Source organism: Serratia sp. CY82433, assembly GCF_052166535.1.
Taxonomy (GTDB): Bacteria; Pseudomonadota; Gammaproteobacteria; order Enterobacterales; family Enterobacteriaceae; genus Serratia; species Serratia sarumanii.
This window is the reverse complement of the sequence record NZ_JBJNOR010000004.1, coordinates 13393-33067: the sequence shown is the minus strand read 5'-3', so window position 1 is coordinate 33067 and position 19675 is coordinate 13393. Positions and strand designations below refer to the sequence as shown.

General features: G+C 56.8%; 19 protein-coding genes. 1 reads left to right on the top strand and 18 read right to left on the bottom strand.

The features are described from left to right. Positions 1–10: 10 nt before the first annotated feature. The 18 genes from pstA to asnC form a co-directional block, all read right to left on the bottom strand. Positions 11–901, bottom strand: coding sequence for a phosphate ABC transporter permease PstA (gene pstA / locus ACJ8PI_RS18560; protein ID WP_033636520.1), 891 nt, complete (start codon positions 899–901; stop codon positions 11–13). A gap of 1 nt (position 902) precedes the next feature. Next, on the bottom strand, positions 903–1859 hold the full coding sequence (pstC, locus tag ACJ8PI_RS18555) for a phosphate ABC transporter permease PstC (RefSeq protein ID WP_004933822.1): 957 nt from the start codon (positions 1857–1859) through the stop codon (positions 903–905). A 91-nt stretch (positions 1860–1950) separates the two neighbouring features. After that, the gene (gene pstS, locus ACJ8PI_RS18550) at positions 1951–2991 is read right to left on the bottom strand and encodes a phosphate ABC transporter substrate-binding protein PstS (RefSeq protein WP_033636519.1); all 1041 of its coding nucleotides are present in this window, start codon (positions 2989–2991) and stop codon (positions 1951–1953) included. Positions 2992–3326: 335 nt separating this feature from the next. Then, the gene (gene glmS, locus ACJ8PI_RS18545) at positions 3327–5156 is read right to left on the bottom strand and encodes a glutamine--fructose-6-phosphate transaminase (isomerizing) (RefSeq protein WP_033649563.1); all 1830 of its coding nucleotides are present in this window, start codon (positions 5154–5156) and stop codon (positions 3327–3329) included. A gap of 149 nt (positions 5157–5305) precedes the next feature. Next, positions 5306–6679, bottom strand: a complete 1374-nt coding sequence (gene glmU / locus ACJ8PI_RS18540; RefSeq protein ID WP_033649564.1) for a bifunctional UDP-N-acetylglucosamine diphosphorylase/glucosamine-1-phosphate N-acetyltransferase GlmU — start codon at positions 6677–6679, stop codon at positions 5306–5308. 290 nt (positions 6680–6969) lie between these two features. After that, positions 6970–7389, bottom strand: a complete 420-nt coding sequence (locus ACJ8PI_RS18535) for a F0F1 ATP synthase subunit epsilon (RefSeq protein ID WP_004933814.1) — start codon at positions 7387–7389, stop codon at positions 6970–6972. Positions 7390–7409: 20 nt separating this feature from the next. After that, positions 7410–8792, bottom strand: coding sequence for a F0F1 ATP synthase subunit beta (gene atpD, locus ACJ8PI_RS18530; protein ID WP_004933813.1), 1383 nt, complete (start codon positions 8790–8792; stop codon positions 7410–7412). Positions 8793–8824: 32 nt separating this feature from the next. Beyond that, complete coding sequence (gene atpG, locus ACJ8PI_RS18525; protein WP_004933811.1) at positions 8825–9688, bottom strand: F0F1 ATP synthase subunit gamma; 864 nt, start codon at positions 9686–9688, stop codon at positions 8825–8827. A gap of 59 nt (positions 9689–9747) precedes the next feature. Next, on the bottom strand, positions 9748–11289 hold the full coding sequence (gene atpA / locus ACJ8PI_RS18520; protein WP_033636516.1) for a F0F1 ATP synthase subunit alpha: 1542 nt from the start codon (positions 11287–11289) through the stop codon (positions 9748–9750). Between the two features lie 12 nt (positions 11290–11301). Further along, entirely contained in the window at positions 11302–11835 is a 534-nt protein-coding gene (gene atpH, locus ACJ8PI_RS18515; RefSeq protein ID WP_025160298.1) for a F0F1 ATP synthase subunit delta, read from the bottom strand. A 14-nt stretch (positions 11836–11849) separates the two neighbouring features. Beyond that, positions 11850–12320, bottom strand: a complete 471-nt coding sequence (gene atpF / locus ACJ8PI_RS18510; protein WP_004933804.1) for a F0F1 ATP synthase subunit B — start codon at positions 12318–12320, stop codon at positions 11850–11852. Between the two features lie 57 nt (positions 12321–12377). Then, positions 12378–12617 (bottom strand): F0F1 ATP synthase subunit C, encoded by a 240-nt coding sequence (atpE, locus tag ACJ8PI_RS18505; protein ID WP_004093904.1) that lies wholly within the window; start codon positions 12615–12617, stop codon positions 12378–12380. Positions 12618–12666: 49 nt separating this feature from the next. Further along, positions 12667–13446, bottom strand: a complete 780-nt coding sequence (gene atpB, locus ACJ8PI_RS18500; RefSeq protein WP_025160299.1) for a F0F1 ATP synthase subunit A — start codon at positions 13444–13446, stop codon at positions 12667–12669. A 22-nt stretch (positions 13447–13468) separates the two neighbouring features. Then, positions 13469–13852, bottom strand: a complete 384-nt coding sequence (atpI, locus tag ACJ8PI_RS18495) for a F0F1 ATP synthase subunit I (protein WP_004933796.1) — start codon at positions 13850–13852, stop codon at positions 13469–13471. A gap of 639 nt (positions 13853–14491) precedes the next feature. Then, entirely contained in the window at positions 14492–15112 is a 621-nt protein-coding gene (rsmG, locus tag ACJ8PI_RS18490; RefSeq protein ID WP_033649566.1) for a 16S rRNA (guanine(527)-N(7))-methyltransferase RsmG, read from the bottom strand. 138 nt (positions 15113–15250) lie between these two features. Continuing rightward, positions 15251–17140: a tRNA uridine-5-carboxymethylaminomethyl(34) synthesis enzyme MnmG gene (mnmG, locus tag ACJ8PI_RS18485; RefSeq protein WP_033649567.1), complete on the bottom strand. Its 1890-nt coding sequence runs from the start codon at positions 17138–17140 to the stop codon at positions 15251–15253. A 381-nt stretch (positions 17141–17521) separates the two neighbouring features. Continuing rightward, on the bottom strand, positions 17522–17962 hold the full coding sequence (gene mioC / locus ACJ8PI_RS18480) for an FMN-binding protein MioC (RefSeq protein ID WP_033649568.1): 441 nt from the start codon (positions 17960–17962) through the stop codon (positions 17522–17524). Positions 17963–18062: 100 nt separating this feature from the next. After that, a complete protein-coding gene (gene asnC / locus ACJ8PI_RS18475; RefSeq protein ID WP_004933786.1) occupies positions 18063–18524 on the bottom strand; it encodes a transcriptional regulator AsnC in 462 nt (153 codons plus the stop codon). Between the two features lie 155 nt (positions 18525–18679). Between asnC and asnA the strand changes: the two genes are divergently transcribed. Beyond that, positions 18680–19672, top strand: a complete 993-nt coding sequence (asnA, locus tag ACJ8PI_RS18470; protein WP_033636511.1) for an aspartate--ammonia ligase — start codon at positions 18680–18682, stop codon at positions 19670–19672. Positions 19673–19675: the final 3 nt, after the last annotated feature.

Sequence of the window (19675 nt, the reverse complement as noted above, 5' to 3'; positions counted from 1 at the left end):
GCTCAAAATTTTATGAATGCTTTTTCTTGGCGAAAATCACGCGCGCCAGGATATTCAGTAACAGTACACACAGGGTGATCAACAGCACCCCGGCCCAGGCCAGCTGTTGCCATTCGGCGAACGGGCTCATGGCGAATTTGAAGATGGTCACCGGCAGGTTGGCGATCGGCTGCATCAGGTCGGTGCTCCAGAACTGGTTCGACAGCGAGGTGAACAGCAGCGGCGCCGTTTCCCCCGCGATGCGCGCAATCGCCAGCAGCACGCCGGTGATGATGCCGGACACCGACGCCTTCAGCGTGATGGCGGAAATCATGCGCCATTTCGGCGTGCCCAGCGCATAAGCGGCCTCGCGCAGCGTATCCGGCACCAGCTTCAGCATGTTCTCAGTGGTGCGAATGACGATCGGCACCTGCAGCAGCGCCAGCGCGACGATGCCGGCCCAGCCGGAAAAGTGTTCCATCTTCGCCACCACGATGGTGTAAACGAACAGGCCCACCACGATCGACGGTGCGGACAGCAGGATGTCGTTGATAAAGCGGATCACTTCCGCCAGCCAGGATTTACGGCCGTATTCTGCCAGGTAGATGCCGGCCATGATGCCCAGCGGCGTGCCGAAGATGGTCGCCCACAGGATCAACAGGCCGCTGCCGGCGATGGCGTTGGCCAGACCGCCGCCTGCGGTGTTCGGCGGCGGGGTCATTTCAGTGAACAGCGCCAGCGACATGCCGTCGAAGCCTTTGGTCACGGTGGCGATCAGGATCCAGATCAGCCAGAACAGCCCGAACACCATGGTCGCCATCGACAGGAACAGCGCGAGACGGTTTTTCTGCCGGCGCCAGGCCTGCATTTTGCGGCGGCTTTCCGCCAGAACGACTGCGTTTTGCATATCCATCGTCGCCATGTTAACGCCCCTCATTCTTGGCCAGACGCATGATCATCAACTTCGACAGCGCCAGCACGATAAAGGTGATAACAAACAGAATCAGGCCCAGCTCCATCAACGCGGCGGTGTGCACGCCGGACTCGGCTTCGGCGAATTCGTTGGCCAGCGCCGAGGTGATGCTGTTGCCCGGCATGTACAGCGAAGCGCTGTCGAGCTGGTAGGTGTTGCCGATGATAAAGGTCACCGCCATGGTTTCCCCCAGCGCACGGCCCAGGCCCAACATCACGCCGCCGATGACGCCGTTTTTGGTGAACGGCAGCACGATGCGCCAGATGACTTCCCAGGTGGTGCAGCCGATGCCGTAGGCCGACTCTTTCATCATCACCGGGGTCTGTTCGAACACGTCGCGCATGACTGCCGCGATGTAAGGAATGATCATGATCGCCAGGATCACCCCGGCGGCCAGAATGCCGATGCCGAAGGCCGGGCCGGAGAACAGCTCGCCGACGATCGGAATGCCCGACAGCACTTCGCCGACCGGCGTCTGGAAGTATTCGGCGAACAGCGGCGCGAACACGAACAGGCCCCACATGCCGTAAACGATGCTGGGGATGGCCGCCAACAGCTCAATGGCGATGCCCAGCGGCCGCTTCAGCCAGTTCGGCGCCAGCTCGGTCAGAAACAGCGCGATGCCGAAGCTCACCGGCACGGCGATGATCAGCGCGATAAGCGAGGTGACCACGGTGCCGTAGATCGGCACCAGCGCGCCGAACTGCTCCGCCGGCGCGTCCCACTCTTTGGTCCACAGGAAGGCGAAGCCGAATTTCTGCATGCTTGGCCAGGAGGCGAAGATCAGCGAAACAATGATGCCGCCCAGCAACAATAGGGTAATCAGCGCAGCCAGTCTCACCAGCGCGCTGAAAATGATGTCACCGTTTTTGCCCGGTGCTTTGATGGTCGGCTTGTACTCAGCCATAGATTACTCTCTGTTTGAACCCTGGCAGCCCCAACCGGGATCGGAGCCTGAAGAACTGTGTGGGGCGCGGCGAACCCGCGCCCCTGCGTTGTTAGTACAGCGCTTTGCCTGAACTGTCTTTTACGTTGGTTTTCCAGGCCGCGCGCACCTGCTCAACCACTTCTGCCGGCAGGGTGGCGTAATCCAGCTCGTTCGCCTGCTTGGCACCGGTTTTGTAAGCCCAGTCAAAGAACTTCAGCACTTCGGCGCCCTGAGCAGGGTTTTTCTGCTCTTTGTGCACCAGGATGAAGGTGGTGGATGTAATCGGCCACACGTTGTCGCCTTTCTGGTCAGTCAGATCCTGAGCGAAGGTCTTGCTCCAATCCACGCCTTTGGCCGCGTTGCTGAAGCTCTCTTCGGTCGGGCTGACCGGTTTACCGTCGGCGGATACCAGCTTGGTGTAAGCCAGGTTGTTCTGCTTGGCGTAAGCGTATTCTACGTAGCCGATAGAGCCAGGCAGACGCTGAACGAAGGCGGCGATGCCGTCGTTGCCTTTACCGCCCAGACCGGTCGGCCAGTTAACGGTAGAACCGGCGCCGATCTTCTCTTTCCACTGCGCATTGGCCTTGGACAGGTAGCTGGTGAACACGAACGAGGTGCCGGAACCGTCGGCGCGGCGCACCACGGCGATGTTCTGGTCAGGCAGTTTCACGCCTGGGTTCAGCTTGGTGATTGCCGGGTCGTTCCACTTTTTGACGTTGCCCAAGTAGATATCGCCCAGGGTTTTGCCGTCCAGCGTCAGTTCGCCGGATTTGATGCCCGGGATATTCACGGCCAGCACCACGCCGCCGATCACGGTCGGGAACTGGAACAGGCCGTCGGCCGCCAGTTTGTCGTCAGACAGCGGGGCGTCGGAAGCGCCAAAGTCAACGGTGTTGGCCACGATTTGCTTCACGCCGCCAGAGGAGCCGATGCCCTGATAGTTAACTTTGTTGCCGGTTTCTTTCTGATAAGAATCTGCCCACTTGGCGTAAACCGGAGCGGGGAATGTCGCACCTGCACCGGTCAGGCTGGCAGCAGCGAACGCGGACACGGTGGTCAGGGAGAAGGTCGCTGCCACAATACTGGCGACGGTGGTACGCATCAGTTTCATAATCCCTCCTAATGGGATATTTAAAATCGACTTCGAGTCGTTTTAATCAGAGTAAGTATTGCTGCAGGAGGGAAAATAGGACAGTTTGGTGACAGAAAAATGTACGCAATATGACAGTTATATTACAGCGCGCCAGAGAGGCGTTTGTTTCTTTAAAAATCAATTAATTAGACAAAAAACAGCGCAATTGACGTGCAATAAAAAAACGGTTTGGCGCGGCCTATCCGCTTGAATATGACAATGTTTATCGCCGAATCGGTCGCGCTGTCATCTTTAAGGCCGCTCATGAAAAAAGCCGGCGCAAAGGCCGGCTTTTGCAGTTTACCTGCGGCAGATTACTCTACGGTGACAGACTTCGCCAGGTTGCGCGGCTGGTCAACGTCGGTGCCTTTGATCAGCGCCACGTGGTAAGACAGCAGCTGCAACGGCACGGTGTAGAAGATCGGTGCCACGATTTCCTCGACGTGCGGCAGAGGAATGATGGTCATGCCTTCGCTGCTGACGAAGCCGGCGTCCTGATCGGCGAACACGTACAGCTGGCCGCCGCGCGCGCGCACTTCTTCAATGTTGGATTTCAGCTTTTCCAGCAGTTCGTTGTTCGGCGCCACCACGATCACCGGCATATCGGCGTCGATCAGCGCCAGCGGGCCGTGTTTCAGCTCACCCGCCGCATAGGCTTCGGCGTGAATATAGGAGATCTCTTTCAGCTTCAGCGCCCCTTCCATGGCGATTGGATACTGATCGCCGCGGCCGAGGAACAGCGCATGATGCTTGTCGGAGAACCCTTCCGCCAGCGCTTCGATCTCTTTATCCATCGACAGCATCTGCTCGATACGCGCCGGCAGCGCCTGCAGGCCGTGCACGATCTCCTGCTCCACGCTTTCCGCCATGCCTTTCAGGCGGCCCAGGCGCGCCACCAGCATCAACAGCACGGTGAGCTGCGTGGTGAAGGCCTTGGTCGAGGCCACGCCGATTTCCGTGCCCGCTTTGGTCATCAACGCCAGATCCGATTCGCGCACCAGCGAAGAGCCGGCCACGTTACAAACGGCCAGCGAACCGAGATAACCCAGCTCTTTGGACAGACGCAGCGCCGCTAACGTATCGGCGGTTTCGCCAGACTGCGACAGGGTGATGATCAGGCTGCCCGGACGCACCGCCGATTTGCGGTAACGGAATTCGGACGCGATCTCGACGTCGCACGGCACGCCGGCCAGCGCTTCGAACCAGTAGCGCGCCACCATACCGGAGTGGTAAGAAGTCCCGCAGGCGATGATCTGCACGTGCTGCACCTTGGCCAGCAGCTCGTCGGCGCGCGGGCCCAGCTCGCTCAGATTGATTTGGCCATGGCTGAAACGCCCTTCCAGGGTGTTTTTCAGCGCCAGCGGCTGTTCGTAGATCTCTTTTTGCATGTAGTGGCGGTAAGCGCCCTTGTCGCCGGCGTCATACTGCACCTGGGATTCGATCTCAGGGCGCTCGATGGCGTTGCCCTGCTTGTCGAAGATGTTGACGGTGCGGCGAGTCACTTCCACCACGTCGCCTTCTTCCAGGAAGATGAAGCGGCGGGTGACCGGCAGCAGCGCCAGCTGATCGGAAGCAATAAAGTTTTCCCCGACGCCGCGGCCGATAACCAGCGGGCTGCCGGAGCGCGCCGCGACCAATACGCTCGGATCGCGGCTGTCCATCACCACGGTGCCGTAAGCGCCGCGCAGCTGTGGGATCACGCGCTGAACCACTTCCAGCAACGTGCCGCCCTGTTGTTGTTCCCAGTGCACCAGGTGCGCGATCACTTCGGTGTCGGTTTCGGAGCTGAAGCGGTAACCGCGTTCGATCAGCAGTTCGCGCAGCGGTTCGTGGTTTTCGATGATGCCGTTATGCACCACGGTAATGTAGTCGGAAACATGCGGGTGCGCGTTCGCTTCGGTCGGTTCACCGTGTGTTGCCCAGCGGGTGTGAGCGATGCCGGTACCGCCGTGCAGATCGGTCTGCTCCGCCGCTTCGGCCAGTTTTTGCACCTTGCCTACGCGACGCAGGCGACTGACGTTGCCTTTTTCGTCGACCACCGCCAGACCGGCGGAGTCGTAACCGCGGTACTCGAGACGGCGTAAACCTTCCAACAGGATTTCTGCGATATCACGTTGCGCTACTGCGCCTACAATTCCACACATCAGTTGTATTCCTAATGAACGCCCTTCATGGGCGCTTTCGATGTCTTGACCTGATTTTTGCCGGTTTTACCGTGCGTCCCCGAGCCTGTAGATGGTGGGGGTTATTATGTTTTGTATTGGGCTCTGAACGGAGCCCAACGCAAAACACACTATGACTTCTTCTTCACCGGACGTTGCCAGCCCTGAATGTGCACCTGCTTGACGCGGCTCAGCACCAGTTCGTTCTCGGCGATATCGCGCGTCACCGTGGTGCCGGCGGCGATGGTGGAACCTTTGCCGACCGACACCGGCGCCACCAGCTGAGTATCGGAACCGACGAACACGCCGTCGCCGATCAGCGTCTTGTGCTTGTTGGCGCCATCGTAGTTGCAGGTGATGGTGCCGGCGCCGATATTCACGTCATCGCCGATTTCGGCATCGCCCAGGTAGCTGAGGTGACCGGCCTTGGAGCCTTTGCCCAAACGCGCCTTTTTCATTTCCACGAAGTTGCCGACGTGGGCCCCTGCCGCCAGCTCCGCGCCAGGGCGCAGGCGGGCGAACGGCCCCACGGTGCAGTCGGCTTCCAGCACGCTGTCTTCCAGCACGCTGTAAGGGCTGATCTCGCAGTCATCGCCGATCACACAGTTTTTCAGCACGCAGCCGGCGCCGATTTTCACCCGGTCGCCCAGCTTGACGTGACCTTCGATAATCACATTCGCATCAATAGTGATGTCGCGGCCGTGAACAAGTTCCCCGCGCAGGTCAAAACGCGCCGGATCCAGCAGCATCACGCCGGCCAACAGCAGCTTTTCAGACTGTTCCGACTGGAAGACGCGCTCCAGGGTCGCCAGCTGCAGGCGGTTGTTCACGCCTTCCACTTCACTCAGGCGCGACGGGTGCACTGTTTCGATTTTCTTGCCGTCGGCATGGGCCAACGCAATAATATCGGTGATGTAAAACTCGCCCTGTGCGTTGTCGTTATTCAACATCCCCAGCCAGCGCTTCAGATCGCGCCCGTTCGCCACCAGGATGCCGGTATTGATCTCGTTGATCTGGCGCTGCGCCTCGCTGGCATCCTTGTGTTCGACGATGCCCACCACGTTGCCCTGCTCGCGCACGATGCGGCCGTAGCCGCTCGGATCGTCCAGCTTGACCGTCAGCAGACCGATACCGCCCTGCGGTTTGGCCGCCAGCAGGCGTTGCAACGTATCCACGGAGATCAACGGCACGTCGCCGTACAGCATCAGCACGTCTTCATCGTCGGCAAAATGCGGCGCGGCCTGCTGCATTGCATGGCCGGTACCCAATTGCTCGGCCTGCAGCACCCAGTTCAGCGCGCCGTCAGTCAACGTGCTTTTCAGCAGATCGCCGCCGTGGCCGTATACCAGGTGAACATGTTGCGCGCCCAGTTTCATCGCGGCATCAATGACGTGTTGCACCATCGGCTTACCGGCCAACGGATGTAAAACCTTGGGAAGATCGGAATACATGCGTGTTCCCTTGCCCGCGGCGAGGATAACCACGCTCATTGCGCTGTTCGACATAAGCAACCTGATAACTCCATTTTGATAGACGAAAGTAAAACCGTTTAGCGACAATATTACTACATATTTCTCTGCACGAACCCGGCTCAGGCCGCGTGGGCCTTGGCCTGCCGCTATCGTGGCCAATTCGGCGCCGGGGCGAAAAAACTGTCGGCGATCGGCGACGTTTATTTCCCGATATCAGGGGTTATACACCACACCGCCCGCCGGGCTGAAATGCTTATTTTAAAGTAAAAAAAAAGCGACCCTATAGGCCGCTTTCTTAAAGTTGGGTGCTTTGCACCCAAACATTACATCGCTTTTCTGGTGAGCTCGATAACGCGCAGTTTCGCGATCGCTTTCGCCAGTTCAGCGGATGCCTGAGCATAGTCGACATCGCCATGAGAGCTGCGAATGTGTTCTTCAGCTTTACGCTTAGCTTCCAACGCTCTCGCTTCGTCGAGGTCAGTACCACGGATAGCAGTGTCCGCCAGCACGGTAACCACGCTCGGCTGCACCTCGAGGATGCCGCCGGACAGGTAGATGAACTCTTCTTCACCGTGCTGCTTAACAATACGCACCATGCCAGGCTTGATGGCAGTCAGCAGCGGCGCATGGCCAGGGAAGATCCCCAGTTCACCTTCGCTGCCTGTCACCTGGATCTTCTGCACCAGGCCGGAAAACATCTGTTTTTCCGCGCTGACTACATCCAGATGGTAAGTCATAGCCATATCACCCTCCTCTCAAGGCGTTACAGTTTCTTGGCTTTTTCCACTGCTTCTTCAATGGTGCCAACCATGTAGAACGCCTGCTCCGGCAGGTGGTCATAGTCGCCGTCCATAATGCCTTTGAAACCACGGATGGTGTCTTTCAGCGATACGAACTTGCCCGGAGAACCGGTGAAGACTTCTGCCACGAAGAACGGCTGAGACAGGAAGCGTTGGATCTTACGCGCACGGGATACGACCAGTTTGTCTTCTTCAGACAGCTCGTCCATACCCAGGATCGCGATGATATCTTTCAGTTCCTGGTAGCGTTGCAGAATGGACTGCACGCCACGCGCTACGTCGTAGTGCTCCTGGCCAACAACCAGCGGATCCAGCTGACGGCTAGTGGAATCCAGCGGGTCAACGGCCGGGTAGATACCCAGAGAAGCGATGTTACGGCTCAGTACCACGGTTGCGTCCAAGTGCGCAAAGGTGGTGGCTGGTGACGGGTCAGTCAAGTCATCCGCAGGAACGTAAACGGCCTGTACGGAAGTGATGGAACCGGTCTTGGTCGAGGTGATACGTTCTTGCAGAACGCCCATCTCTTCCGCCAGCGTTGGCTGATAACCTACTGCGGATGGCATACGGCCCAGAAGTGCGGACACTTCGGTACCGGCCAGGGTGTAACGGTAGATGTTGTCAACGAACAGCAGAACGTCACGGCCTTCGTCACGGAATTTCTCCGCCATGGTCAGGCCGGTCAGCGCAACGCGCAGACGGTTACCTGGTGGCTCGTTCATCTGGCCGTAAACCAGGGATACTTTGTCCAGAACGTTGGAGTCGGTCATTTCGTGGTAGAAGTCGTTACCCTCACGAGTACGCTCGCCCACGCCCGCAAACACGGAATAACCGGAGTGCTCGATCGCGATGTTACGGATCAGCTCCATCATGTTTACGGTTTTACCCACGCCCGCACCGCCGAACAGACCGACTTTACCGCCCTTGGCGAACGGACAAATCAGGTCCATTACCTTGATACCGGTTTCCAGCAGTTCCTGGGAGCTGGACAGCTCTTCGTAGCTTGGCGCCGCGCGGTGAATCGCCCAACGCTCTTCTTCGCCGATGTCGCCTTTCATGTCGATCGGTTGACCCAATACGTTCATGATACGGCCCAGGGTAGCTTTACCCACCGGCACTTCAATCGGGTGGTCCAGGTTGTTCACTTTCAGACCGCGACGCAGACCATCGGAGGTCCCCATTGCGATACAGCGAACCACGCCACCGCCCAGCTGTTGCTGAACTTCCAACACCAGTTTTTCGGTGCCGTTTTCTACCTCAAGGGCGTCGTACACTTTCGGTACGGCATCCTGAGGGAACTCGACGTCCACCACGGCGCCGATTACCTGGATAATCTTTCCAGTAGCCATCTTGAATCCTCTACGTAATTCGTAAACCTAGCTTAAACCGCGGAGGCTCCCGAAACGATCTCGGTGAGTTCCTGAGTGATGCTGGCCTGACGCGCCTTGTTGTATACCAACTGCAGCTCTTTGATCAGGCTACCGCCGTTATCGGTTGCGGCTTTCATCGCGACCATTCGTGCGGCCTGCTCGCTGGCCAGGTTTTCCACGACGCCCTGATAAACCTGCGACTCCACATAGCGGCGCAGCAAGGTATCAAGCAGCACTTTTGGATCGGGTTCATACAGGTAATCCCAAGGCGTTTTCTTCAGCTCTTCGTCATCGGCTGGCGGTAACGGCAGCAGCTGAAGCACCTGCGGCTCTTGGGACATCGTATTAACAAATTTGTTGCTGACAATGTACAGCTTGTCCAAACGACCTTCGTCGTAGGCCTGCAGCATCACTTTCACCGGCCCGATCAGATCCGACAGGGAAGGTTTGTCCCCCATGCCGGTCACCTGGGCAACCACGTTGCCGCCCACGGAACCAAAGAAAGAGGCCGCTTTAGAGCCAATCAGCGCCAAATCGGTTTCGACGCCTTTTTCGGACCAGGCTTTCATCTCCGCCAGCAGCTTTTTGAACAGGTTGATGTTCAAGCCGCCGCAGAGACCACGGTCAGTAGACACCACCAGATACCCGACGCGCTTAACGTCACGCTCATCCAGGTACGGGTGCTTGTACTCCAGATTCCCTAACGCAAGGTGACCAATCACTTTGCGCATGGTCTCTGCATAAGGACGGCTGGCCGCCATGCGATCCTGCGATTTACGCATTTTGGAGGCGGCGACCATTTCCATCGCTTTAGTGATCTTTTGCGTGTTTTGCACGCTAGCGATCTTACTACGTATCTCTTTTGCGCCGGCCATCTCTGCTTCTCCTCAGTGCCAGACGGCCTGCTGTCTTTCAACAGCAGGACCGTTCGGCGTTACCAGGACTGGGTTTTCTTGAAGGTCTCGAGGATGTCTTTCAACTTGCCCTCGATCTCATCATTGAAGTTGCCAGTTTGGTTGATGTGGTTCAGCAGCTCGGCGTGCTCGCGGTCCGCATAGGCGACCAGCGCGGCTTCGAAGCTCACCACTTTGGCGACTTCGACGTCGTTCAGGTAACCGCGTTCTGCGGCAAACAGCACCAGAGACTGTTGTGCGACCGACATCGGCGCATACTGTTTCTGTTTCAGCAGCTCGGTCACTTTCTGACCGTGGCTCAGCTGTTTGCGGGTCGCGTCGTCCAGATCGGATGCGAACTGGGAGAACGCAGCCAGTTCACGATACTGCGCCAGCGCGGTACGGATACCGCCGGACAGTTTCTTCATGATCTTGGTCTGCGCGGCGCCACCAACACGGGATACGGAGATACCCGGGTTAACTGCCGGACGAATACCGGAGTTGAACAGGTTGGATTCCAGGAAGATCTGACCATCGGTAATCGAGATTACGTTGGTCGGAACGAACGCGGAAACGTCACCCGCCTGGGTTTCAATGATCGGCAGAGCGGTCAGTGAACCGGTTTGGCCTTTAACTTCACCTTTGGTGAAGGCTTCAACGTATTCGGCGTTAACGCGCGCTGCACGCTCCAGCAAGCGGGAGTGCAGGTAGAATACGTCGCCTGGGTAAGCTTCACGACCTGGCGGACGACGAAGCAGCAGGGAAATCTGGCGGTAAGCAACGGCCTGTTTGGACAGGTCATCGTACACGATCAGCGCATCTTCACCGCGGTCACGGAAATATTCGCCCATTGCGCAACCGGCGTATGGCGCCAGGTATTGCAGTGCAGCGGATTCGGAAGCGGTCGCCACAACCACGATGGTGTTGGCCAGTGCGCCGTGCTCTTCCAGTTTGCGCACCACGTTAGCGATGGTGGACGCTTTCTGGCCGATAGCCACGTAAACGCATTTGATGCCGGAGTCGCGTTGGTTGATGATCGCATCGATCGCCAGCGCGGTTTTACCGGTCTGACGGTCACCGATCACCAGCTCACGCTGGCCACGGCCGATTGGAATCATGGCGTCAACGGATTTGTAGCCAGTCTGAACCGGCTGATCAACGGATTGACGCTCGATAACGCCTGGCGCGATAGCTTCTACCGGAGAGAAACCGTCGTTCTCAATCGGGCCTTTGCCGTCGATTGGCGCGCCCAGGGTGTTAACTACGCGGCCCAGCAGACCACGACCGACTGGAACTTCCAGGATACGGCCGGTGCATTTAACCTTCATGCCTTCGGCCAGATCCGCGTACGGACCCATGACCACGGCACCGACGGAGTCGCGCTCCAGGTTCAATGCGATTGCGTAACGGTTGCCAGGCAGCGCGATCATTTCGCCCTGCATAACGTCGGCCAGGCCGTGTACGCGGATGATCCCGTCGCTGACGGAAACGATAGTACCTTCATTGTGAGCTTCGCTCACTACATTGAACTGAGCAATGCGCTGCTTGATCAGTTCGCTGATTTCGGTGGAATTCAGTTGCATGCTCCAGTCCCCTTAAGACTGCAAGACGTCTGTCAGGCGTTCAAGACGACCGCGAACGCTGCCATCAATCACCATATCGCCGGCGCGAACAACGATGCCGGCCAGTACAGACTTGTCAATTTTGCAATTCAGCTTAACTTTGCGTGACAGACGTTTTTCCATCGCAGCGGCGATTTTCGCCTGCTGTTCGTCGCTCAGCGCGCTCGCAGAGAGCACTTCGACTTCGACGGTGGATTCCAGCGAGGCGCGCAGTTCGATGAACTGCTGCAGCACGGCAGGAAGAACCAGTAAACGTCCATTTTCGGCCATTACGCGGATAAAGTTCTGGCCATGTTCGTCGAGCCGATCGCCACAAACCGCGATGAACGTCTTGGACAGCGTTTCTGGCGCGACCGCGCCAGACAGCAGTTCAGAAATCTGTTCATTGCGAGTGACTTCAGCCGCAAACGCCAGCATGTCCTGCCAGCGCTCTACGCTTTGGTGCTCAACGGCAAAGTCAAAAGCTGCTTTGGCGTAGGGGCGAGCTACAGTGACAAATTCAGACATCAGCCCCTCCCTCCTTACAGTTCAGCGACCAGTTTATCAACGATGTCGCTGTTAGCAGCTTCATCCACGGAACGTTCGATGATCTTCTCGGCGCCGGCAATTGCCAGCATCGCGACTTGCTTACGCAACTCTTCACGAGCGCGCTTACGTTCGGCTTCGATCTCAGCCTGAGCCTGCGCCACGATTTTGTTACGTTCCTGCTCGGCTTCGGCTTTCGCTTCATCCATGATCTGAGCTTTGCGTTTGTTCGCTTGCTCGATGATCACCTGAGCTTCTGCTTTAGCAGTTTTCAGCTGGTCGGTCGCATTGGCTTGCGCTAAGTCCAGATCTTTTTTGGCACGCTCTGCAGAAGCGAGGCCGTCAGCGATTTCTTTCTGACGTTTCTCGATGGCAGCCATGATCGGCGGCCATACGTACTTCATGCAGAACCAGACAAACAGAACGAACGCGATGGCCTGGCCGAGGATTGTTGCGTTAAGATTCACAGCACAATGCCTCTTTAAAAGTTAATAGTTTGGTTACGTCGTAGAGGGTTGCTCTACTTACGCGACGGCGAACATCACGTACAGACCCAGACCTACAGCGATCATCGGGATGGCGTCGACCAGACCCATAACGATAAAGAACTGTGTACGCAGCAGAGGAATCAGGTCAGGCTGACGAGCAGCGCCTTCCAAGAATTTACCACCCAGGATGCCGATACCGATCGCAGCACCGATTGCCGCTAAACCCATCATCACAGCGGCAGCCATGTACAGCAGATCCATACTCAGGTTTTCCATGACAGTCTCCAGTTTGTTTCAGTTTAAAAGTGCAAGTGTTTTAAGAAAATCAGTGCTCTTCAGACGCCATCGACAGATAGACGATCGTCAGAACCATGAAAATAAAGGCTTGAAGCGTAATGATCAGGATGTGGAAGATAGCCCAAGGCAAGCTCAGGACCCACTGTGACCACCACGGCAACAGGCCGGCAATCAGGATGAAGATCAACTCACCCGCATACATGTTGCCGAACAGTCGCAGACCCAGTGAAACAGGTTTGGACAGCAGGCTGACACCTTCAAGAATCAGGTTGATAGGAATGAATACAGGGTGGTTGAACGGCTGCATGGTCAACTCTTTAACGAACCCGCCAACGCCTTTCATTTTGATGCTATAGAACAGAATCAGGATAAACACGCCCAGCGCCATAGACAGCGTGACGTTCACGTCGGCGGTAGGCACGACGCGCAGCGCAGGCAGACCGAGAACGTGGGTGCCGAGATAAGGCAGGAAGTCAACCGGGATGAGGTCCATCAGATTCATCAGGAACACCCAGACGAACACGGTCAGCGCCAACGGCGCAATGACCTTGCTCTTGCCGTGGTACATGTCGCGCACGCTGCTGTCGACGAAACCGACCACCAGCTCCACGGCGGTTTGCAGTTTACCCGGCACGCCGCTGGTGGCGTTTTTGGCCACTTTGCGGAAGATCACCAGGAAGAGCGCCCCGAGGACGACGGAGAAAAACATCGAGTCGAGGTTAATCGACCAAAACCCAGTCCCGACCTGAAGCTGCGTCAGGTGGTGACCGATATACTCCTGTGGAGTCAAGACTTCTCCTGCAGACATGATGCCTCTTACCCTTATTTAGTTAAGTTCGGTAACTGTTAATCACGGCCGGTGCCACTATCTGCACCACTAACACCGCTAAATAGGTCAGGCCAAGCGGTATAAACTCCGCCTTGAACACCCCCAGCGCCACGATCAGCAAAACGATGGTGATCACGACCTTTAGCCCCTCGCCGATGGCGAACGACCAGGCAACCCTACCGGGCGCCGGCGTTTGCGCCTGATGGCGCAAGGCAAACAGCATAAACATTGCACTCGGCAACCAGGCGGCGAGACCGCCTGCCAGCGCCGAAGCGCTCCATTCCGGGCTTTTCAGCCAGAAAGCAACGCTGATCAGAACAAAAGTCATTAACTGCAAAAACAGCAGTTTGCGTGCGACTTTCCCGCTGTAAAGGGACACAGACATGACGTTTGTTCTCTCCGTACCCCAGAGGGGGTATGCTGAGTGACGTATACAACTGTTTTTGCTGTCCAGAGTCAAGCAGCAAAAAACGAGCAAATTATACGGGGCATACCAACGAATTCAATCGATAAGTAGCGAAAAGGTGAACAATTATTTAAATTTCCCTATTCCAGCCTATTTTCACAAGAAAACGGTCGGAATAATAGGGCGCATTTAATTGTCTGATTATTCCAGCGTTGCGTTTAGAAACGCGAAGCCGATCACAGTAATGTCCCTTCCTGATTTATAGCCGATGGTCAACCAAACCGTCTTTAGCAATTTGAGCGATCAAAAGATTATATAAATCAAAACATTATCAGTTAACTGTTCAAAAACAATCCGTATACCCGACGAAAACCTTTTATTGACAAGCCGCAGGGCAATATTCCAACAGCCAATTAACATTAGCAGCAAACGCCAATCTTTCGCACATGATTGCCAACGTGACTATTTCCAAATGCAATTACTCTATTGTCGCTAATTAGCCGCGTTTTTTGTGTTAATAGAAAGTAAATTAACTAAAAAAAGCGACCAACTAATTAGCCTGCTTATCTTTCTGCCTGGTACTGCCTTTAATTCACGCTTGTTTGATCAAAAGCAAACTCAGTTTGCCTTAAGAATCACCAGATGGCGTTCGCCTTCCAATTCAGGCACCTGCAACCGCACGATGGATTCCAGGCTAACGCCCGCCGGCAGCTGCGCCAGCTCTTCATCCGGGCGCACGCCTTTCAACGCGTAAAAACGCCCCTGCCCTTTCGCCGGCAGGTGATGGCACCAGGACAGCATATCCTGCAGCGAAGCGAACGCGCGGCTGATCACGCCGTCGAACGGTGGCTCGGCCGGAAACTCCTCAACGCGGCTCTGCACCGGCTCGATATTGTTCAGGCCCAGCTCATGCTGCACCTGACGCAGGAAACGCACGCGCTTGCCCAGGCTGTCGAGCAGCGTGAAATGCGCGTCCGGGCGCACGATCGCCAGCGGAATGCCCGGCAAGCCGGGGCCGGTGCCGACATCGATAAAACGCGAGCCCTGCAGATGCGGGTTGACCACGATGCTATCGAGGATGTGGCGCACCAGCATTTGCTGCGGATCGCGCACCGACGTGAGGTTATAAGCCTTGTTCCACTTATCCAGCATGCCGACATAGCCCAGCAGCTGCTGTTTCTGCTGATCGGGCAGCTCAATGCCTGCTGCCGCGAGCAGCGAGTCTAATTTTTTTTGCACAACGGATCCTTTGGCAGGCGCTGAACGACCAGCGGATGGTTAGCTGGCGCAATGAGGCGCCTATGATAATTCAGGGCGCAAGTGATGTCAGCGGCCGTTTGGCTACGGGATGAGCAAACGGCCGCCTGGATGCGGGATTTATGCGCTGCGGCGCAGCAGTCCCTGCTTTTTCAGCCAGATCAGCAAAATCGAGATCGCCGCCGGCGTAATGCCGGAGATGCGCGAAGCCTGGCCGATGGAGTTCGGTTTGTGATCGTTCAGCTTGGCGATCACCTCGTTCGACAGCCCAGAAACCTGACGGTAATCGAGATCCAACGGCAGCACGGTGTTCTCGTTGCGCTGTTGTTTTTCGATCTCTTCCTGCTGACGAGCGATGTAGCCTTCGTATTTGACCTGGATCTCGACCTGTTCGGCGGCTTGTACGTCGTCCAGCGGCGGCGCGAAGGCCTCGGTGCCGGTCAACTGCGCGTAATCCATCTCCGGGCGGCGCAGCAGCTCTTCGCCGTTCGCTTCGCGCGACAGCGGCGCTTTCAGCAGCGCATTGACCTGTTCGACGTTCTCGGCGTGCGGGTGCATCCAGATGTCGCGCAGGCGCTGACGTTCGCGTTCGATTCGCTCCAGCTTCTCGCTGTAACGCGCCCAACGCACGTCGTCCACCAGGCCGAGTTCACGGCCTTTTTCCGTCAGGCGGAGATCGGCGTTGTCTTCACGCAGCATCAGACGATACTCGGCGCGCGAGGTAAACATGCGGTACGGTTCTTTGGTGCCGAGGGTGCTGAGATCGTCCACCAGTACGCCCAGGTAGGCCTGATCGCGACGTGGCGCCCAGCCTTCCTGTTCGTCAGCGAAGCGCCCGGCGTTCAGGCCGGCCAACAGGCCCTGCGCAGCGGCTTCTTCATACCCGGTGGTGCCGTTGATCTGGCCGGCGAAGAACAGCCCCTGAATGAATTTGCTTTCCAGCGTCGGCTTCAGATCGCGCGGATCGAAGAAATCGTACTCGATGGCATAACCAGGGCGAATAATACGCGCGTTCTGCATGCCTTCCATCGAACGGACGATCTGCATCTGCACGTCGAACGGCAGGCTGGTGGAAATGCCGTTAGGGTAAATTTCGTTGCTGGTCAGGCCTTCCGGTTCGAGGAAGATCTGGTGCGCGTTGCGATCGGCAAAGCGCATGACCTTGTCTTCGATCGACGGGCAGTAACGTGGGCCGATCCCTTCGATGATCCCGGCATACATCGGGCTGCGATCGAGGTTATTGCGGATCACGTCATGGGTTTTTTCATTGGTGTGGGTGATGTAGCACGCCATTTGTTCTGGGTGCTGGCTGGCATCGCCCAGGAACGAGAATACCGGCACCGGCGTATCGCCGTGTTGTGGCGCCAGTACGCTGAAATCGATAGTGCGGGCGTCGATGCGCGGCGGCGTACCGGTTTTCAAGCGGTTGACGCGCAGCGGCAGCTCACGCAAACGCTGCGACAGCGAGATCGAAGGAGGATCCCCCGCGCGGCCGCCGCTGTAATTCTCCAGGCCGATATGGATCTTGCCGTCCAGGAAGGTGCCGACGGTCAATACCACCGCCTTGGCGCGGAATTTCAGGCCCATTTGGGTTACGGCGCCGACTACGCGATCGTTTTCGACGATCAGATCCTCAACCGGCTGTTGGAAGATCATCAGGTTGGGCTGGTTCTCCAACGCGGTGCGGATCGCCTGGCGATACAGCACGCGATCCGCCTGCGCGCGAGTAGCGCGAACGGCAGGGCCTTTGCTGGCGTTTAGTATCCTAAACTGGATGCCGGCATGATCGATCGCCGTGGCCATCAGGCCGCCGAGTGCATCAATTTCCTTAACCAGATGCCCTTTACCAATACCGCCAATCGCCGGGTTACAGGACATCTGTCCCAGCGTATCGATATTGTGTGTCAATAATAAAGTCTGACGCCCCATGCGCGCCGCGGCCATGGCGGCCTCGGTACCTGCATGGCCACCACCGATGATGATGACGTCAAATTGATCTGGATAAAACATGGAACTGCACCTCGCCGTATTGCGAACGATCGTTATTTGCCCTGGGGTGGGGGATTCTACTCAAGTTTAGACGATCGACCAAGCGGTCAGGATCGTCGGTAATTAAAAGAAGATCTTTTTTATTTAAAGATCTCTTTATTAGATCTCTTATTAGGATCGCGATCCTCTGTGGATAAGTAACTATTCACGAAGAAGATCAGCAGATTAAGGAGGATCGTTTGCTGTGAATGATCGGTGATCCCGACGCAGATAAGCTGGGATCTAAAAGGCTTGTTATGCACAGGACAAAAAGCGACCTACGGTTGTTATTTGGATAACTACGGCTTTTACCCTGCTTTTAAGCTTAGTTATCCACAATCGTTCGCGCGATCTTTAGACAAACTAGAGTAAATTAATCCAGTTTTTTACCCATTCCTCGGCCGGATCCTCGGGAATTTCATGCTCGGTCACGTCGATCTCGAGACGATCGCCGATCCTTTTCGCGCCTCTGGCGATCAGCAGATCGTCGATCTGTTTGATCGCGCCGCAGAAGATGTCGTATTCCGAACTGCCTAAACCGACGGCGCCGAACTGCACCTCGGAAAGATCCGGCTGTTGTTCGGCGATCTGCTCCAGCAGCGGCTGAAGGTTATCCGGCAGTTCGCCGGCGCCGTGCGTGGAAGAGACCACCAGCCAGCGGCCGGTCAACGGCAGTTCATCCAGTTCAGGGCCGTGCAGCATCTCGGTAGAGAAACCCGCGTCTTCCAGCTTTTCAGCCAAATGTTCAGCCACGTATTCGGCGCTGCCAAGCGTACTGCCACTGATCAGAGTAATGTCTGCCATGAACCAACGATCCCAACCTTCTCACTCAAAGTGGCTGCATTGTACGCTGTGAATCGGCTGGGATCTACCTGTGGATAATGTGGGTATGCAATTTGGCGGGTTACGGCACGATGGTGCGCATAATGGGGTTCTGCAGCGAGATCAGCGTTTCGGTAGACTGGATCTCGTCGATGGTCTGGATCTTGTTGATAAGTACCTGCTGCAGTGCGTCGATCGATCGGCACATCACCTTGATAAAGACGCTGTAGTGGCCGGTGGTGTAATAGGCTTCCACCACTTCCTCCAGGCTTTCCAGCTTTTTCAGCGCCGAAGGGTAGTCCTTGGCGCTCTTTAATATGATGCCGATAAAGCAGCACACATCGTAGCCCAGCTGTTTGGGGCTGACGTCGATGCGCGCGCCGGTGATGATCCCGGCCTGTTTCATCTTCTCTACCCGCACATGAATGGTGCCGGGGCTGACGGCGAAGTTTTTCGCCAGTTCGGCGTACGGCGTGCGCGCGTTGTCCATCAGAGCGTTGAGGATGCCGCGATCGAGATTATCGATCTGATAAATTTCCGCCATTTAATCCCCCATTAATTAACGATTGTTGAATTCTGTCCGGATAAAAATGAACGATTAAAAGTGAAAAGGCAATATTGATTAATGGATATTGAATTGACATGTCATTTTGTTGCTTAATCGATGGCAACAGAGACAGGTTTACAAGAGATACGGCAATGAAAAAACAGTTTATCCAAAAACAACAACAAATCAGCCAGGTCAAATCCTTCTTCTCCCGCCAGCTGGAGCAACAGCTTGGCCTGATCGAAGTGCAGGCGCCGATCCTCAGCCGTCTGGGCGACGGCACGCAGGATAACCTCTCCGGCAGCGAGAAAGCGGTGCAGGTTAAGGTGAAAACCCTGCCGGACGCCACCTTCGAAGTGGTGCATTCATTGGCGAAATGGAAACGTAAAACCCTGGGCAGCTACGATTTCGGCGCCGGCGAAGGCCTGTACACCCATATGAAGGCGCTGCGCCCGGATGAAGATCGCCTGACGCCTATCCACTCGGTGTACGTCGATCAGTGGGACTGGGAGCGGGTGATGGGCGACGGTGAGCGCAGCCTGGACTACCTGAAAAGCACCGTGCGCAGCATTTACGCCGCCATCAAGGCGACGGAAGCGGAAGTCAGCCGCGAGCATGGTCTGACCCCGTTCCTGCCGGAACAGATCCACTTTGTGCACAGCGAAACCCTGCTGCAGCGTTACCCGGATCTGGACGCCAAAGGGCGCGAGCGGGCGATCGCCAAAGAGCTGGGCGCAGTGTTCCTGATCGGCATCGGCGGCAAGCTGTCGCACGGCAAATCGCACGATGTGCGGGCGCCGGATTATGATGACTGGACCACCCCGGCGGCGGATGGCCTGGCGGGCCTGAACGGTGATATCGTGGTGTGGAACCCGGTGCTGCAGGACGCTTTCGAGCTGTCCTCTATGGGCATCCGCGTCGACGCCGCCGCGCTGAAACGTCAGCTGGCGCTGACCGGCGATGAAGAGCGCATGAAGCTGGAGTGGCACCAGTCGCTGCTGCGCGGCGATATGCCGCAGACCATCGGCGGCGGCATCGGTCAGTCGCGCTTGGTGATGCTGCTGCTGCAACTGTCGCATATCGGCCAGGTGCAGTGCGGCGTGTGGTCGCCGGAAGTGCGCGGGGCGGTCGAAGGGCTGCTCTGATCC

Excerpts from the sequence above, each read along its gene's own strand:
- pstA (WP_033636520.1), bottom strand. The coding sequence starts at position 901 with ATGGCGACGATGGATATGCAAAACGCAGTCGTTCTGGCGGAAAGCCGC.
- pstC (WP_004933822.1), bottom strand. The coding sequence starts at position 1,859 with ATGGCTGAGTACAAGCCGACCATCAAAGCACCGGGCAAAAACGGTGAC.
- pstS (WP_033636519.1), bottom strand. The coding sequence starts at position 2,991 with ATGAAACTGATGCGTACCACCGTCGCCAGTATTGTGGCAGCGACCTTC.
- glmS (WP_033649563.1), bottom strand. The coding sequence starts at position 5,156 with ATGTGTGGAATTGTAGGCGCAGTAGCGCAACGTGATATCGCAGAAATC.
- glmU (WP_033649564.1), bottom strand. The coding sequence starts at position 6,679 with ATGTCGAACAGCGCAATGAGCGTGGTTATCCTCGCCGCGGGCAAGGGA.
- ACJ8PI_RS18535 (WP_004933814.1), bottom strand. The coding sequence starts at position 7,389 with ATGGCTATGACTTACCATCTGGATGTAGTCAGCGCGGAAAAACAGATG.
- atpD (WP_004933813.1), bottom strand. The coding sequence starts at position 8,792 with ATGGCTACTGGAAAGATTATCCAGGTAATCGGCGCCGTGGTGGACGTC.
- atpG (WP_004933811.1), bottom strand. The coding sequence starts at position 9,688 with ATGGCCGGCGCAAAAGAGATACGTAGTAAGATCGCTAGCGTGCAAAAC.
- atpA (WP_033636516.1), bottom strand. The coding sequence starts at position 11,289 with ATGCAACTGAATTCCACCGAAATCAGCGAACTGATCAAGCAGCGCATT.
- atpH (WP_025160298.1), bottom strand. The coding sequence starts at position 11,835 with ATGTCTGAATTTGTCACTGTAGCTCGCCCCTACGCCAAAGCAGCTTTT.
- atpE (WP_004093904.1), bottom strand. The coding sequence starts at position 12,617 with ATGGAAAACCTGAGTATGGATCTGCTGTACATGGCTGCCGCTGTGATG.
- atpB (WP_025160299.1), bottom strand. The coding sequence starts at position 13,446 with ATGTCTGCAGGAGAAGTCTTGACTCCACAGGAGTATATCGGTCACCAC.
- atpI (WP_004933796.1), bottom strand. The coding sequence starts at position 13,852 with ATGTCTGTGTCCCTTTACAGCGGGAAAGTCGCACGCAAACTGCTGTTT.
- mnmG (WP_033649567.1), bottom strand. The coding sequence starts at position 17,140 with ATGTTTTATCCAGATCAATTTGACGTCATCATCATCGGTGGTGGCCAT.
- mioC (WP_033649568.1), bottom strand. The coding sequence starts at position 17,962 with ATGGCAGACATTACTCTGATCAGTGGCAGTACGCTTGGCAGCGCCGAA.
- asnC (WP_004933786.1), bottom strand. The coding sequence starts at position 18,524 with ATGGCGGAAATTTATCAGATCGATAATCTCGATCGCGGCATCCTCAAC.
- asnA (WP_033636511.1), top strand. The coding sequence starts at position 18,680 with ATGAAAAAACAGTTTATCCAAAAACAACAACAAATCAGCCAGGTCAAA.